The sequence below is a fragment of the Alkalihalobacillus sp. FSL W8-0930 genome (genome assembly GCA_037965595.1).
Lineage (GTDB): Bacteria > Bacillota > Bacilli > Bacillales > Bacillaceae_D > Alkalicoccobacillus.
Window position 1 is genome coordinate 1,570,901 of record CP150183.1, and the last position, 16,261, is coordinate 1,587,161.

The window sequence follows — 16,261 nt, forward strand, 5'->3', positions numbered from 1 at the left end:
CCGTCACTCATTCATTTAAATGTTCGTGTTTAACTAGATCTAGATTTATTGTATAAAATCTTAAACTTGTTGGAAACTTTTTAAATGTAGCAATTAGTCTGAATTTCTTTTATACTGATTGGCGGACAAACTTACGAAGATTGTCGAATAGCATAAGATTAGGAGTTTTTTTGGTGTCTAATAAAGTTCCATTTTCATTTACGATTGTCATTGGTTTAATGTTATTTGCATTATTTTTCGGTGCAGGAAATTTGATTTTTCCAGCCATGCTTGGTCAGTCAGCTGGTGAGTCTTTATGGACGGCAAATGCAGGCTTTTTAGTTACAGGTGTAGGGTTGCCACTATTGGGTGTTTTAGCGTTTGGATTTTCTGGTAAGGAAGATCTTCAGGCTTTAGCAAGTCGAATTCATCCAACGTTTGCATTGATTTTTACGACCATTCTTTACTTATCCATAGGACCATTTTTTGCGATACCGAGAACCGGTGGGGTTTCATTTGAAGTGGGTGTCAAACCTTATTTGCCCGAGAGTATGGCAAGTGTTGGTTTAATCATCTTTACCCTGTTATTCTTTGCTTTAACTTGTTTGATTTCTCTGAATCCAGATAAAATTATTGATATAGTCGGAAAAATACTAACTCCTATTAAATTAGTTTTTATCGGAATCTTAGTGGTTGTTGCCATTGTTAATCCACTCGGAAGCTTTCAAGCTCCCGTAGGACCTTATATTACACAACCTTTCTTCAAAGGGTTCCAAGAAGGATATTTGACAATGGATACGCTCGCTTCATTCGTATTCGGAATTATGATTATCCAAGCGATTAAACAAAAAGGTGCAAGTACAAAGAAACAAATGATGGCTGTTTGTTTAAAAGCAGCAGGAATTGCGGCAGTGATCTTAATTGTACTCTATACTTCTTTTTCATTCCTTGGTGCTTCAAGCGTAGAGAGAATTGGATATGCGGATAATGGGGGAACTGTTTTAGCGCAGGTCTCAGCGATTTATTTTGGTGAATATGGAGCGATTCTACTTGGCTTGATGATAACTGTTGCTTGTTTGACAACAAGTGTTGGTCTGATCACGTCATGCTCCACCTATTTTAATAAGCTATTCCCATCTATTTCATATAAGAAATTTGCGGTGATTTTATCTGCTTTTAGTATGGTTGTAGCGAACGTAGGTCTAACGCAATTAATTGCGATCTCAGTACCGGTAATGACTGTGATTTATCCTGTTGCCATTGTGCTTATCTTTTTAACCTTTTTACATCCATTATTTAAAGGTAGTCGCTTGGTCTATCAAGGAACCATTCTCTTTACGTTAATTGTGAGTATATTTGACGGCTTAGAGCAGGCCGGATTATCGATCTCATTCATTCATCGATTTTTTGAGAGCTTCCTTCCATTTTATAGTCTAGGTTTAGGTTGGGTAATACCTGCTATTGTTGGAGGAATTGTTGGATACGTATTGAGCTTCCTTGCAGGTGGTAAAAGACAGTTTGTTGAAAATTAAGTTAGAGAAGAACCATTCCAGATAAGGAATGGTTCTTTTTTTATATAACTACTATACAAATAACCGAATAACCGCCATAGCTATCACACCTGTAAGTACGGTAAAAGATAAACTTTTTGTAGTAAGAGCAACAATAAGCGTAGGAACAATTGCCATAACTGCTGTTGCGTTGATATGGACAGCGCCAAATTCACTGTCTAAAAGGAGTTCATCCATAACTAATGCAGTTAAGATACATACAGGGATATAGGTAAGCCACCGTAAAAAAGGGTCAGGTAATTCAAACTGTCGCACGAAAATAAACGGAAGGATTCTAGGTAGTAGTGTGACGAGTGCACAACCGATAATGATCCAGAAAAAGTAAGCATTCATGATGGTTCAGTCACCACCCCAATTGTAGCTGCAATTACTGTCGATAAAAGCACAGCAATGTGTGAAGGAATAAACAGACTAAGCCCAATCATTAAAATCGCCACACATAGTACGATCTTTAAATAATGTGTGAACTTAGATTGTGTCACTGCGTTAAGTTGTAAAATAAGAAGCGCTACAAACATGGCAGCTAGTGCGAAATCTAATCCGAGCGCTTCGGGGTTTGTAATCCACTGGCCAAACAGCGCTCCGATAATCGTGACGAGCGTCCAGCATAAATAAGCTGTAATATTTAGTCCATTCATCCACTTATCTTGCAAAGAGTGATCTTTGGCAGCTTTTGTTGATGCAACTCCAAACGTTTCATCTGTAATTAATGCACCAATCCCAATATTTTTTAGCAATGAGTGCTTCCTGAATTGAGGAGCTAATGTTAAACATAATAGTAAGTGCCTTAAATTTACGATGAAGGTTGTAAGAATAATGGCGGAGATTGGAGCTTGCGCAACAATTAGAGCACAGATGATGAATTGGGCTGCCCCAGCATAAACAAAAATAGATAAAAGGGCGAGCTGCCAAACACTTAAGCCAGAAGCTGTGCCGACAATTCCAAAAGCCAGGCCAACACTCATGTAACCAAACAAAGTAGGAATACAGTCTTTAACACCTTGTACATACGTGTTTGACTCAAGTACATAAGGAGATGCTTTTTCAATAGCCATTTCTACTTCCTTTCCAACGATCTTAGGTGTGAAATTGAACATTCGTGTAGTATAATGATCATAAAGGGTAAGATAACGACCGTTCTATATATAATACACAATGAACGTTATATTGTATAGATTGAAAGGAGAAAAAATGGAGGAAATCCAATTCATTCTTGCTAGAAACTTAAAGACAATTAGGGAAAAAGAAAAATTAAGCCTAGAAAAACTCTCGCAGTTAAGTGGAGTTAGTAAAACAATGATTGGTCAAATTGAACGTGGAGATTCAAGTCCAACCATAACAACGATCTGGAAAATTGCGAACGGACTTAAAGTATCCTTTTCTTCATTAATTGATAATCCGCAGCCTGAAAGCAAAGTGATCCTACGAGAAGACGTAAGAGCTGCTACGGAGGATGAAGGACGATATCGTGTGTTTCCGATTTTTCCTTTTCATGAGGAAAAGCGATTTGAAGTGTATCGCCTAGAAATTGATAAAGGCGGGAAAAACGTATCCTCTGCTCACAAGGATGGAACAGAGGAATATATCACCGTTTATGAAGGCGAAACAACCATTACTGTGAATGAACAGACGTATGTTTTACGGACAGGTGATTCCATTCGTTTTAGAGCAGATCGCCCTCATACATATCTTAATACTGGTAAAGTGATGGCTAAATTAAGTGTAACGATCTATTATCCTAGTATGTAGGAAGAAAACTCTGCTCAAAGGATAAGCAGAGTTTTTTTGATTATATCTTAAAATACTACTTGCTCATCATTTCACAATGTGATAATCTATATACAGAAACACAGAGAAGAGCATAATAAAAACTCTTTTGTGAAATACTGAACAATTATATGCTCATTATTTCACATACTAATTTTATTGGAGGAATGGAACATGAGAGTACTTGTTATTGGATGCACACATGCTGGAACAGCAGCTGTTACAAATATGAAGAAGCTTCACCCGGACGCTGAGGTTATTGTATATGAACGAAATGATAATGTTTCATTTTTATCATGCGGAATTGCACTTCATGTTGGTGGTGTTGTAAAACAAGCGGACGATCTTTTCTATTCTTCACCGGAAGAGCTTGAAAAAATTGGAGTAACAATGAAAATGAAGCATGAGGTTCTCAGCATTGATACAGAGGCGAAGAAAGTAAGGGTTCGTGATATCGAATCGGATCGTATGGTAGAGGATCATTTTGATAAACTGGTCATGGCTACAGGCTCATCTCCAATTATCCCGCCTATCACTGGAGTAGGCCTACAAAATATTCAGCTTGCAAAAAATTATCATCAAGCAAAAGAAATCATAAAAAAAGCTGAAAATGCGACAAATATTGCAGTCATTGGTGCTGGATATATCGGTGTTGAATTAGTAGAAGCGTTTGAAGCATTCGGGAAACACGTAACTTTTATTGAAGGCGCAGATCGAGTACTAAATAAATATTTGGACGCCGAATTCACTGAGGTTATTGAGCAAGAACTTAGTGAACATGGAGTAAACCTAGCTCTTAATGAAACTGTAGAGCAATTTGTAGGAGACGCGGAAGGAAAAGTCCAGTCAGTCATTACCTCAGAAGGCACATACGAGGCAGATCTAGTGTTACTGTGTGTTGGATTTAAGCCGAAAACGGATCTATTAAAAGGTAAAGTAGATATGTTACCAAATGGCGCTTTAATTGTGAATGATTATATGCAAACAAGCCATCCGGATATCTATGGAGCAGGGGATAGTTGTGCCGTGTATTATAATCCTGCAAAGACACATGCTTACATTCCGCTTGCTACAAATGCCGTGCGGATGGGTACGTTAGTTGCACATAATATATCAGGTCCAACGATTAAGTATCGAGGAACGCAAGGAACTTCAGGGTTAAAGCTTTATGATTTGAATATGGCTTCAACGGGAGTGACTGAAGCTAATGCTTTCTTTTTCGGATTGAATGTGAAAACAATCACAATTGATGAAGCGTATCGCCCTGATTTTATGCCTACAGCTGAGGATGTAAAATTAAAATTAGTATATGGGGCTGAAACACTTCGTTTAGTGGGAGCGCAAATTATGTCCAAAGTGGATTTAACCCAAGCGATGAACACATTATCCGCTTGCATCCAGCAGAATATGACAATTGAAGACCTGGCCTTTGTTGATTTCTTTTTCCAGCCTCATTACAATCAGCCTTGGAATTATCTTAACAAAGCGGCTTTACAAGCACTAGATCAAGAGCGACAGGCAGCGGTTTTCGTTTAACTGCTCCATAAGAAACTGGGAGAAAGAAATAAACTAGAAATTGGCGAATGATTCGAGTGCAGAATCATTCGCCTTTCGTGATTTTAATTGAACGAGCGGAGGGATTCTCCTGTAGCGGATTATTTGCTATATTCGTGTTTTACTCGCTACATTAATAATATATCCCGCCCAATTTTTTATTTAAAGTATGTCAAAAGGAATTTAAATCATATTTATGATAGGATTAAATTTGTCTCATACTACCTAGTGTGATGATTGTTCTTAAGTGAAGGGTTGGATTGAAATGGATGTCATGTTTACGGTCTTATTGTTATTTTTTATTATTGGATTATCGAATGTTATTCAACGGTTTGTTCCGGCGGTTCCACTTCCTCTGGTTCAAATAGCAATTGGTGTCATCATATCGATTAGTCCTTCGGGATTGCATATACCGCTTGAGCCCGAATTATTTTTTGTATTATTTATTGCGCCATTATTATTTAACGATGGAAAAGTAACGCCACGAGATGAACTGTGGAAGTTAAGAAGACCCATTCTTTTGTTGGCTCTTGGACTGGTGTTTGCAACAGTTGTTGTTGGAGGAACCTTTATCCACTTTTTAATTCCTTCGATTCCGCTACCAGCTGCTTTTGCCCTTGCCGCAATTCTTTCACCAACAGATGTTGTAGCCGTTGGTTCAATTGCCAGTCGTATGCATATGCCTAAAGGAATTATGAGGCTGCTTGAAGGCGAAGGTCTTATGAATGATGCGTCTGGATTAGTTGCTTTTAAATTTGCAGTAGCAGCTACGGTGACAGGCTTCTTTTCTATTTACCAAGCTACAGGAAGCTTCCTTCTTATCTCGCTAGGAGGACTTGTCTCAGGTGCGGTTTTTGCGCTGTTTATCATTTGGATCAAAGTATTATTGCGGAGATTTGGTCTGGAGGATATTACAGTTCATATGCTCATCCAAATCATGACACCTTTTATTATTTATATTTTAGCTGAAGAGTTAGGCTTTTCAGGGATTTTAGCTGTTGTGGCAGCTGGTGTCATTCATGCCATTGAAAGAGAGAGGTCTGAATCACGTACGCTTGAACTTCAAAAGGTATCGGATAATACATGGTCCGTTATTCTGTATATTTTAAATGGGCTTGTCTTTGTTCTGCTTGGACTCCAGGTTCCTGATGCGAGCCGTGTGATAATTGAGGATCCGAATTTAGCAAATGGACAAGTTTTAGGTTACATATTCGCTATAACGGTTGTTCTGTTAGCTCTGCGATTTGTTTGGTTAACGGCTTTCTGGAAGAAGATTAAGCCACTACTCACGTTTAAAGAAAGTGATTTGCCGAAGTATCGTGCGATTGCCACACTTACCGTTTCAGGTGTTCGTGGTGCAGTTACATTAGCTGGTGCATTTTCTATACCTTTTGTGATTTCAGGTGGGGCACCTTTTCCAGAAAGAGATCTCATTATCTTTTTAGCTGCAGGAACCATTTTACTTACGCTAATCATTGCAAGTGTTTTTCTACCGATACTTTCCAAGCAAACATCAGGAAATAATGTAGATCAAAAACAATTAAGCTTCGAGGATGCTGCTAACCGTGCATGGGAAGAAGGAAAAGCATACCTTCAAAAGCTTCGTACAAGTGAAAATCGTTTAGCTGTCCGTAGATTATCTAAGGAATACTCAGTGACTTCTGGTGATATGATGTATGGCGGATTAGGGGCTAGAGAATTTAGCCGAAATAAAAAAGAGCATCAAATTCGCTTAAAAGCTTTCCAAATTGAGCGTAATTTGCTTGTAAAAGAACTTAAGAAAAATGAAGAGTTAAGCGAACCAGTAGTAGAGTACCTGCAACTGCGCCTGCAAATGGTTGAAGAACTACTTCGAAACAAGTCAGGACTCTCATTATTTGCGATTCGGTTGAAGGGCTTGGCTCAGCGAGTATTTCCTGGAACAAAACGAAATAATTTAGGTCAGAATGATACGAAACAAGTTCGAGCGATTATGAGTGAGATCTATGCGGAAATCATATTTGAATTACAAAAAGGATTAAAATCTGATGATAGTTATATCGCTTCATCAAGGTTGATCCCCCTTTACGAAAAAGTGTTAATTCGAATGAGTGAGACGGATCTTGATCCAGTCTTAGAACATCAAGTATTAGACCTTCATTATCAAGTGATGGAAGAGATGCGTCGCTTCACACAAGAGTTATTTCAAGAAAACAGCACATCTAGGGAAACCACACAACAGCTAAGAAAATACTTGAATTACGTAGAAGCTGCTGTTGCTGAAAACGCACAGACACCAGCCAATCATTAAACACATGCTTGATTTTAAATGAATCGGGAATAGTATACGTAGTTCGTTTGTTAAAGGAGTGTTTTCATTTATGAAAGCTGTTGTCATTAATGAGTATGGAAGTAAGGACAAGCTCGTTGAACAGGAAGTACAAAAGCCTATTCCTGAAGGGAATCAAGTGGTGGTCGAACTAAAAGCTACATCCATTAATCCAATTGATTGGAAGCTTAGAGAAGGTTATTTAAAAGAAATGTTTGATTGGGAGTTCCCAATCATTTTAGGCTGGGATGCAGCAGGCGTTATCACAGAGGTAGGAGAACACGTAACAAAATGGAAGGCTGGAGACAAGGTCTTTGCTAGACCGGATACAACGCGTTTTGGTACCTATGCCGAGTACACTGCTGTGGATGAACATCTACTTGCAGCCATTCCGGATTCCATCTCTTTTGAGGAGGCTGCGGCCGTCCCTTTAGCAGGATTAACCGCGTGGCAAGCGTTGTTTACGCATGGTTCGTTGTCAGAGGGTGAAACGGTCCTAATTCATGCTGGTGCCGGTGGGGTAGGGATTTACGCCATTCAACTAGCTAAACAAGCTGGAGCAAAAGTAATCACGACTGCAAGTGAGAAGAATCATGAGCTCCTTTACTCATTAGGTGCCGATCAAGTCATTGATTACAAAAAAGAAAATTTTGAAGAAGTCGTGTCAGATGTAGACCTTGTTTTTGATACAATGGGCGGAGAAGTAGCTGATAAAAGCTACAAAGTCCTTAAACCAAACACGGGGAAACTCATTACGATTGTAGGAGAACCAGATCATGACGCAGCTTCAGCTCATAACGTAACAGCAAAGGGCATTTGGCTTCAGCCGGACGGAGAGCAGCTGCAAAAAATAGCTGACTTACTAGATGAGAAAAAAGTGAAGTCTATTGTAGGATCTACATTCCTGTTTGGTAGACAAGGTATATACGATGCCCATGCATTAAGCGAAACGCACCATGCTGTCGGTAAGATTGTCATTACGTTTTAACTAAGAAAAAAGGTAGAGCGCAACGATGCGCTCTACCTTTTTTAATGTGCAAACGATTCTTCATGCTGCTTTGATCTTTTTTTATCGTAGGAGTTCCAGATACGAGAAATCGCAATGGTTAACACTAATGCTGCAGTTAATCGAATCACAAGAAGCGGCCAAACAGGGATACCTAAAATTAGAAAGACTAATGTATCCTCTACAACCGCATGACAAGCGACTAAAAAGATAAAGACAATATAAAGGTCCTTTTTCTTCACTTTATCTTCTTTCACCGCGTCAATCATCACACCAGCACCGTACGCAAGACCGATAGACAAACCGGATGCTAACGTAACAGATGTGTTCTTATCAACTCCAATTAGTTTAGTAAGAGGAGCAAGACCGTTCGCAATCAACTTCAGCCAATTTTTCTCGCGCATAATTTGAACAATAAGCATAAGTGGGATCACAATGAGCGCAAGCTGTGCAATTCCAGTTACACCAGCAAGAATACCTTCGCCCAGGATCGCAAGCCAGCCGGATGGTTCAGCTGCTACAGATGCTTCAGTTGCCCCAGTGGAACCAAATCCATAGACAGCCTGTTCACCACCACCTTGCCAGACAAGATTGATAACAAAAGCTGACACTAAGGCAAGCCCAACTCTGACGGCGAGAATGATTGGAATTCTTAACCCAACCTTTGCAGCTACTGCGGATTCCACAAATAAATTGTGAGAAAATGAAAGCATAATGGCTAAAATAAACACTTCTTTTACAGTTAAATCTAAACTAAGAATGGCACCGATCCCAGCATAGAGATTGAGGGCGTTCCCGATCACTAAAGGAATGGCAGCTTCACCAGTTAGTCCAATCAAGCTCATGAGTGGGGAGATAAGAGAAGCAAGCCAATGGAGAACTGGTGTGTAACTTAGAATTGTAATAAATAAAGTGATCGGAAAAATAACCTTACTCAATGTCCAAGTAGTCGACAGGCCAGACATAAGCCCTCTTTTTAACATAAAAATCCTATCCTTCCGTACGTTAATTTACCAAACTCATTATACATGATATAAGTTAAATAAATCACAAAATAATCACTTTTCTTTTTAGGACAAACCTGTTTATAGTTAAGGTAGTAAAAGTTGAAAGGGTGAGTCAGGATGTACGTTGTTATGAATGAGCTACATGTCCCAAGTGAACGAAAAGCGATGCTGACAGAACGATTTGGTAAGTCTGCAGAAAATATGAAGCGTGTACCAGGGTGTTTGGAATTTCTGTTCTTAGACAATGAAAAGGATGATGGAAAACAAGTAGTCTTTACAAAATGGGAATCAAAAAAAGACTACGAAAATTGGCTAGAGAGTGACGCATTTAAACGAGCCCATCAGCAAAAGGGAAGTAGCGACAAGCCTGCTGCACCTTCAAATGAACTACAAGCCTATACGGTGGCTCACTCAAGTCATTCTGAAAATGAATCATGAAATAAATCCAGAAGCTATCAAGCTTCTGGATTTTTGCTTATATGCATGCTATAATAAATGGTTGTTACGATGATATGTAGTGATCCTTTAAATAAATGTGTAAATGAGAACTGAAATGAGGGTATAAAATGAATAAACCATCCATCTATGGATTAACATTAGATCAATTAACGGCTTGGTTACTGGAACATGGTCACAAGAAATTCCGTGCGTCTCAAGTGTGGGATTGGTTATACAGAAAGCGTGTCACTCAATTTTCTGAGATGAACAATGTCAATAAAGAGTGTATTGATGTTCTTGAAGAGAACTTCTCCATCCAAACACTTACAGAACACGTGCGTCAAGAATCCAAAGACGGCACAATCAAGTTCTTATTCCGTTTACAGGACGGAAATTTAATTGAAACAGTCTTAATGAGACACAAATACGGTCTGTCTGTTTGTGTAACAACTCAAGTAGGCTGTAACATTGGATGTAGCTTCTGTGCAAGTGGACTTCTAACGAAAAACCGTGATTTAACAAGTGGGGAAATCGTAGAACAAATTATGAATGTACAGCTGCACCTTGATACGAAAGGGCAGGATGAACGTGTAAGCCATATCGTTGTAATGGGAATTGGTGAGCCATTCGATAACTTCCAAAACACGGTAGACTTCCTTGAAGTAGTAAAAGACCATAAAGGACTTGCGATCGGTGCTCGTCACATTACGGTTTCAACTAGTGGACTTGCAAACAAGATTTATGAATTTGCAGATCTTAAACTTCAAGTGAATTTAGCTGTATCACTTCATGCACCGAACAATGAACTACGTACAAAAATCATGAAGATCAATAAAGCCTTCCCAATTGAGAAGCTTATGGATTCGATTGATTACTACCTTGAAAAAACAAATCGTCGCGTCACCTATGAGTATATCTTAATTCGTGATGTGAACGACCATAAAGCAGAGGCTCTTCAATTAGCTGAGTTGATTGGTGATAAGCGTCACCTGTCCTATGTGAATTTGATTCCTTACAACCCAGTAGATGAGCATGGAGATTATCAACGCAGTACTCCAGAAGCGATCTCTGAATTCTTTGATACATTAAAGAAAAAAGGAATCAACTGTGGTGTTCGTCTTGAACAAGGGGCAGATATTGACGCTGCATGTGGTCAGTTAAGAAGTAAGCAAGAAAAGAAAAAAGAAAAAGTAAAGTAAGTATATAGAAAATGAGCCTGAAACAAAACTAATAATTAACAAAAAATGGCGAATGATTAGACGGTCTAATCATTCGCCATTCGTGTTTTTATGAAAAAATGAGCGGAAGGAGAACCCGAGACTCCTACGGAACAGAACGCGGTGAAGACACTGTAGCGGTGCCCTTTCCGCGGAAGTGGCTGAGGCCGTTCCCGCAGGTGCGAGGGATTCTCCTGTAGCGGATTTGTTGCTATGTTCTTGTTTTAATCCTCAATTTAAAGTGATGTTCCGCTCTCATTTTGTATTAATGTACACCTTGCATGAATTTACGAATAAATGGAGTAAGAAGATAAAGGATAACACCAAGCACAATGGCTAGGCCCCCAATGACCCCAAAATAAACAACCTCTGTTTCAATGCGATAGAACTGAACAATTTGTGCATTTACTGCTTGTCCTGCCGCGTTTGATAGAAACCATAGGCTCATTGTTTGAGCAGAGAATGCAGCTGGTGCAAGCTTTGTTGTGGCAGATAGTCCTACTGGAGATAAGCATAACTCACCTAAAACAACGATAAAGTAGCTGAGTACAAGCCAAAGTGGGCTTACAAGTCCTGTTCCACCGGATAGGTAGGCTGGAATGAGCATCACGAGAAAAGAGAGACCTGCAAAGAAAAGTCCAAATGAAAACTTTCTTGGAATGGATGGCTGTTTCGCTCCAAGCTTAACCCATAGCCAAGCAAATACAGGTGCCAGCAAAATAACAAAGAGTGGATTTAAAGATTGGAATAGGGCTGGCGAAAGCGATATTCCAGCAATACTTAACTCTGTTCGTTTGTCTGCATAGCTTGCAAGTATCGTTGAGCCCTGCTCCTGAATCGCCCAGAACATCACTGCCGCAAGGAATAATGGAATATATGCCAGAATTCTTGATTTCTCTTTTGATGATGTTTTATTGCTGCGATACATCACAACAAAGTAAATAGTCGGAATCATAAATCCGAGGATTCCAATAAGTCCAATGAAAACGGGTAGCGTAAGAATATTTGTATAGAGACCAAATGCTACGAATAGTGCAATAATTATAGCCGCAATAGTAAAGATGACACTAACACGTTTCTTCTCATTTGGATTTAAGGGATTAAGTGGATACGTCCCAGCGAGCCCAAGATTCTTTTTACGAGTCAGTAAAAATGTAACAAGACCAATAAACATCCCGATAGCTGCTAAAGAGAACCCAAGATGAAAGTCTACTTCAGTACCGACAGTACCAACTATTAATGGTGAAATTAGACCACCAAGGTTAATTCCCATATAGAAAATACTGAATCCAGCATCGCGACGGTTGTCTGTTTCGCTATATAGATCACCAACTACACTGGACACGTTTGGTTTAAGAAGACCCGTACCGAGGACAATCAAAACCATGGAAATAAAGAACAATGGAACATTACCTGGAATGGCAAGTACAATATGTCCCAGCATGATAAAGACCCCGCCGTAGAAAACAGCTTTTGACGTACCGAAAACCCGGTCAGCTAGCCAGCCTCCGATGATCCCTGACATATAAACAAGTGACCCATAGATAGACATTATCGCAAGCGCTAAATTTTCAGGTAAGCCTAAACCGCCTTTGGAAACCTCATAATACATATAAAATAAAAGAATAGCTCGCATTCCATAATATGAGAACCGTTCCCAAAATTCGGTGAAGAATAAGGTGAATAATCCTTTAGGATGACCAAAGAAACCTCTTTGAGGTACACTTTCGATCACTTTTTGTTTATCCAATTGTGACATGTTACACACTCCTTTAGTATTTTGAAATAATACTCCTTTTAAGAGCAGTTTGTCAAAAGTAATAATAGTCAGTAAAAAGCAAACGCAATCATTATGTAAAAGATATACCTGAATAATAAAATTTTATGAAATAAACGCTAATAAATGACTTTAAATGTAGAAAAGATAAGGTATAATAATATGAAAACGCTTTCTTATAAAAGGGGGAGCTGTCTTGCTACGAACGAGGTTTCTCAACTGGATGAATCATCTGAAGTTAAGAGAGAAACTCATGCTAACCTTTATCGTTGTTGTCTTGATCCCCATAACATTGGTTGGGGTCTTATTAACGCAAGAACTGCGCTCCATTGCCTTAGACGATATGATGGAGCAATCAAAGTCAAACTCAGAGCGTGTAAAAGAACGAACCTACGAGCTACTAAAAATCCCGACCTTTATCTCAAATAGTCTTGAGCTTGATAGGGAATTAGAAGAGCTTGTCACAACAAACTACACATCAACGTTTGATGTATTTTCTCGTTATTATCAGTATCAGAATTTTCAATCATACCTTTATACTCAACGTGAAATTAAATCAGTCCGGTTTTATTATGACAATCCAACATTAATTAATAACTGGGAGTTCATTCCTGTAGATCAGAAAATTCGTAATGAAGAGTGGTACCAGCAAGTAGAAGCGGATGTTGGATACAATCGATGGAGACTATTACCTGATGAAACAAATAACGAACAAATTTTTTTAAGTCTAGTCAAACGAATTAACTTTATAGAGGATCAAACATTTGGAGTTGTTGTCATTACCATTGAACCAAGTCAGTTGGATGCGATTTTAAAGCAGGAATCCTTGCTGACGTTTCTAACAGATGAAGAAGGTCAGGTGATCTCATCAAATCAGCCTGAATATAAGGGGGTTTCATTAACGGAGCAAGTTGATCGTGAGTTACTATGGTCGCCTGGTACCTATGAACTCTCTTTAAATGGTGAGCCTGCCCAAGTAACTGTGGACTTGCTTAATCCAATGATGAGCCAAAGTGATTTATCAATTGTAACCGTTACATTAAACAATCAAGTCATTAAACGAGCGAACCGCCTGGGGTTAACAGGTATCTTCATTACATGTATTGGTGTGACATTGGCTGTTATTCTCATTACAATCTTTTCAAAAATGTTATCAAATAGACTATCGAATTTAAGTCGAAAAATTGAAAGAGTTGCAGCAGGAGATTTAACAACAAAAGTTAATATTGATGGGACGGACGAAATTGGTCAGCTTTCCAATCAATTTAATGAAATGGTTGATAATTTAAGAGGAATGATTGATCAGGTAATTGAAACCAATCGACAAAAAAATCAAATTGAAGTCAATCAAAATGAAATGAAATTTAAAATGCTAGCTAGTCAGATCAATCCTCACTTTTTATTTAATACGCTTGAATCGATTCGGATGAAAGCACATATAGAAGGAGAGAAAGAGATTGCAAATGTAGTGAAGCAGCTTGGGCAAATTATACGTAAAAGTCTTGATACACAAGGAAAGCCTGTCCCATTGAAAGATGAAATGGAGCTTGTTCGGACGTATCTCGATATTCAGACTTTTCGTTATGGCGATCGACTTAACTACCAGTTAAATATAGCTCCTGACACAAAAGAGATGCTCATCCAGCCATTAACCATACAGCCTATCGTCGAAAATGCTGTGTATCATGGTCTAGAAGCCAAGGATACCGGAGGGGAAGTTATTATTTCATCTTATCTTGAACATAATCGAGTGATTCTTTCAGTCCTTGACAATGGAGTCGGAATAACTGATGAACGATTAAAGCAGATTGACGCAATGCTTGAAGAAAAGGAAACGAATGGACAAAACAGGATCGGATTGAGGAACGTACATCAACGTTTGAAACTTATGTATGGCGCGGATGCAGGACTCAATATTAGCAGTCAGGAAGGGAAGGGGACACATATCCAATTTAGTATACCTTGGGAGGGGAAATGATGTATCAGGTTTTAATAGCAGATGATGAGCCAATGATTCGGGAGGGGTTATGTTCATTAATACCTTGGCATCAATATGGATTTCATGTTTTGGGGACCGCGCAAAATGGGAAAGAAGCACTTCACATGTATCAGCGATTGAAACCGGATGTCATGGTTGTAGATGTTCGGATGCCGGAGATGGGCGGGTTAGAATTAATTCATACGATCAGACAAACGGACTCTACCACACGATTTATTATCTTAACGGGTCACGCTGACTTTACGTATGCAAAGGAAGCATTGACTTATAGAGTTGACGGGTACTTATTAAAACCGTTAGATGAGGAAGAGCTCATTCCGTTGCTTAAGCAAATACAAGCAGAGCTGCTTCAACAACATACGTTAAACGAGATGTTAGAAAAAGACTTTCTGAAAAAGAAAGATCATTTCCTTGCACAAACTCTCACGCGTCCCGAAGACATAAATAAGGATCAATTCCATGAGCAATGTAAGCAGTTTGGTTTGTTGGCTAAAAGCTACCGTGTTTTACTTCTTAAACTGCACCAACGGAACGAATCTACCGAAAGAGAATTAAAGCATATAGAACGAACAGTAACGAGTAATCTTGTTTTCTCAAGCCCTAAAGTAGGAGTAATACTATTAGATGAAGCAAGGGACGCGGAGAAACATCTGACCTCCTATATCCAAGTGAAATCGGGCTACGCAGCCATCGGAGAAGCTGTGACAGACCCACTTGACCTGATGCGATCATATTCAAATGCAAAGGAGTTACTTTCCTATTCATTTTTATTTAGAGAATCAACTTGTTTGACAAATGATCATTTAAATAAAACCCACTGTGCACAAACGGATAAAGATTTTAATCTAGATGATTACGTTAAAAACCTTTCCATCATGATTACACTTGGACTAGCAGCTTCATGCAGAGATCTGATCCAAGAATTAACAGATGAGTTGATAGAACGGAGATCTCAGCCAGAGAGTGTCCAAAAAACAATGATACATCTGTATTCACTGGTGGTGAACCGATTAGTGCTCCATGACTCTAAAAAGTTAACACTGATTGAATCGTTACCTTTTAACCCCTCCATCATTTATGAACAATTTAATATTTATGAGGTTGAGGATATTATGGCAAACCGATTTATCGAGATCATGAATCTAGTGTATGCGGAAAGTAAAACGAGTACAGTGGAACGAATGATGGAGTTAATTGAGAAGCAATTTGCTGATAATTTAAAACTCGAAGGAATCGCTGAATTGCTTAATTATAATGCGGCTTATTTAGGAAAGGTCTTTCGTGAACAAACAGGAGAGTACTTTAACACCTATCTTGATAAAAGTCGGATCAAGTATGGAAAAATGTATCTGGAGCAAGGATTTAAAGTCTATGAAGTATCTGAAAAAATTGGCTATAAAGATGTTGACTATTTTCACCGCAAATTCAAAAAGTATGTGGGTATTTCGCCAAGAGTGTATCAAAAACAACAGCTAACTCTCGAAAATCTAAAGCAAAGTAGGATTCAATAAAGCGATAGGTCCATTATTGACCTATCGCTTTTCTTTGTACATTTGTACCACTAATTTTTATCTGATTTTCGGTGAAATGTATCATGTATTTTCCTCTTCACATTCCGTATATGATAATTCATAGGAA

General features: G+C 38.7%; 13 protein-coding genes. 9 read left to right on the forward strand and 4 right to left on the reverse strand.

What is annotated here, in order from left to right:
- Positions 1 to 173 precede the first annotated feature (173 nt).
- Positions 174 to 1,511 carry a branched-chain amino acid transport system II carrier protein gene (brnQ, locus tag NSQ54_08400; protein WYP28092.1) on the forward strand — a complete coding sequence of 446 codons (1,338 nt, stop codon included), beginning with the start codon at positions 174 to 176 and terminating at the stop codon, positions 1,509 to 1,511.
- A 51-nt stretch (positions 1,512 to 1,562) separates the two neighbouring features.
- Here the strand turns inward: brnQ and NSQ54_08405 are convergent, their stop codons facing one another.
- Positions 1,563 to 1,883, reverse strand: a complete 321-nt coding sequence (locus tag NSQ54_08405; protein WYP28093.1) for an AzlD domain-containing protein — start codon at positions 1,881 to 1,883, stop codon at positions 1,563 to 1,565.
- Positions 1,880 to 2,605 (reverse strand): AzlC family ABC transporter permease, encoded by a 726-nt coding sequence (locus NSQ54_08410; GenBank protein ID WYP28094.1) that lies wholly within the window; start codon positions 2,603 to 2,605, stop codon positions 1,880 to 1,882. The genes NSQ54_08405 and NSQ54_08410 overlap by 4 nt, the downstream gene beginning before the upstream one ends.
- 136 nt (positions 2,606 to 2,741) lie before the next feature.
- Here NSQ54_08410 and NSQ54_08415 point away from each other — a divergent pair, with 136 nt between their 5' ends.
- The 4 genes from NSQ54_08415 (at position 2,742) to NSQ54_08430 (ending at position 8,167) form a co-directional block, all read left to right on the forward strand.
- The gene (locus tag NSQ54_08415; GenBank protein WYP28095.1) at positions 2,742 to 3,299 is read left to right on the forward strand and encodes an XRE family transcriptional regulator; all 558 of its coding nucleotides are present in this window, start codon (positions 2,742 to 2,744) and stop codon (positions 3,297 to 3,299) included.
- A 192-nt stretch (positions 3,300 to 3,491) separates the two neighbouring features.
- A complete protein-coding gene (locus NSQ54_08420) occupies positions 3,492 to 4,853 on the forward strand; it encodes an FAD-dependent oxidoreductase (GenBank protein WYP28096.1) in 1,362 nt (453 codons plus the stop codon).
- Positions 4,854 to 5,136: 283 nt separating this feature from the next.
- Positions 5,137 to 7,161 carry a Na+/H+ antiporter gene (locus tag NSQ54_08425; protein ID WYP28097.1) on the forward strand — a complete coding sequence of 675 codons (2,025 nt, stop codon included), beginning with the start codon at positions 5,137 to 5,139 and terminating at the stop codon, positions 7,159 to 7,161.
- 70 nt (positions 7,162 to 7,231) lie between these two features.
- Complete coding sequence (locus NSQ54_08430; protein WYP28098.1) at positions 7,232 to 8,167, forward strand: NADP-dependent oxidoreductase; 936 nt, start codon at positions 7,232 to 7,234, stop codon at positions 8,165 to 8,167.
- A gap of 41 nt (positions 8,168 to 8,208) precedes the next feature.
- Here the strand turns inward: NSQ54_08430 and NSQ54_08435 are convergent, their stop codons facing one another.
- Entirely contained in the window at positions 8,209 to 9,168 is a 960-nt protein-coding gene (locus NSQ54_08435) for a nucleoside recognition domain-containing protein (protein ID WYP28099.1), read from the reverse strand.
- 153 nt (positions 9,169 to 9,321) lie between these two features.
- Between NSQ54_08435 and NSQ54_08440 the strand changes: the two genes are divergently transcribed.
- Positions 9,322 to 9,630: an antibiotic biosynthesis monooxygenase family protein gene (locus NSQ54_08440; GenBank protein ID WYP28100.1), complete on the forward strand. Its 309-nt coding sequence runs from the start codon at positions 9,322 to 9,324 to the stop codon at positions 9,628 to 9,630.
- A 128-nt stretch (positions 9,631 to 9,758) separates the two neighbouring features.
- Positions 9,759 to 10,829: a 23S rRNA (adenine(2503)-C(2))-methyltransferase RlmN gene (rlmN, locus tag NSQ54_08445; GenBank protein WYP28101.1), complete on the forward strand. Its 1,071-nt coding sequence runs from the start codon at positions 9,759 to 9,761 to the stop codon at positions 10,827 to 10,829.
- A 283-nt stretch (positions 10,830 to 11,112) separates the two neighbouring features.
- Here the strand turns inward: rlmN and NSQ54_08450 are convergent, their stop codons facing one another.
- Entirely contained in the window at positions 11,113 to 12,606 is a 1,494-nt protein-coding gene (locus NSQ54_08450) for a peptide MFS transporter (GenBank protein WYP28102.1), read from the reverse strand.
- Between the two features lie 214 nt (positions 12,607 to 12,820).
- On the opposite strand from NSQ54_08450, the gene NSQ54_08455 reads away from it, so the two are divergent.
- A complete protein-coding gene (locus NSQ54_08455; GenBank protein ID WYP28103.1) occupies positions 12,821 to 14,602 on the forward strand; it encodes a sensor histidine kinase in 1,782 nt (593 codons plus the stop codon).
- Entirely contained in the window at positions 14,602 to 16,134 is a 1,533-nt protein-coding gene (locus NSQ54_08460) for a response regulator transcription factor (GenBank protein WYP28104.1), read from the forward strand. Before NSQ54_08455 ends, NSQ54_08460 begins: the two co-directional genes overlap by 1 nt.
- Positions 16,135 to 16,261: the final 127 nt, after the last annotated feature.

Bases quoted from the DNA above. Each gene is read 5' to 3' on its own strand.
- NSQ54_08405 (WYP28093.1), bottom strand. From the start codon at position 1,883: ATGAATGCTTACTTTTTCTGGATCATTATCGGTTGTGCACTCGTCACA.
- NSQ54_08410 (WYP28094.1), bottom strand. From the start codon at position 2,605: ATGGCTATTGAAAAAGCATCTCCTTATGTACTTGAGTCAAACACGTAT.
- NSQ54_08415 (WYP28095.1), top strand. From the start codon at position 2,742: ATGGAGGAAATCCAATTCATTCTTGCTAGAAACTTAAAGACAATTAGG.
- NSQ54_08420 (WYP28096.1), top strand. From the start codon at position 3,492: ATGAGAGTACTTGTTATTGGATGCACACATGCTGGAACAGCAGCTGTT.
- NSQ54_08425 (WYP28097.1), top strand. From the start codon at position 5,137: ATGGATGTCATGTTTACGGTCTTATTGTTATTTTTTATTATTGGATTA.
- NSQ54_08430 (WYP28098.1), top strand. From the start codon at position 7,232: ATGAAAGCTGTTGTCATTAATGAGTATGGAAGTAAGGACAAGCTCGTT.
- NSQ54_08435 (WYP28099.1), bottom strand. From the start codon at position 9,168: ATGTTAAAAAGAGGGCTTATGTCTGGCCTGTCGACTACTTGGACATTG.
- NSQ54_08440 (WYP28100.1), top strand. From the start codon at position 9,322: ATGAATGAGCTACATGTCCCAAGTGAACGAAAAGCGATGCTGACAGAA.
- rlmN (WYP28101.1), top strand. From the start codon at position 9,759: ATGAATAAACCATCCATCTATGGATTAACATTAGATCAATTAACGGCT.
- NSQ54_08450 (WYP28102.1), bottom strand. From the start codon at position 12,606: ATGTCACAATTGGATAAACAAAAAGTGATCGAAAGTGTACCTCAAAGA.
- NSQ54_08460 (WYP28104.1), top strand. From the start codon at position 14,602: ATGTATCAGGTTTTAATAGCAGATGATGAGCCAATGATTCGGGAGGGG.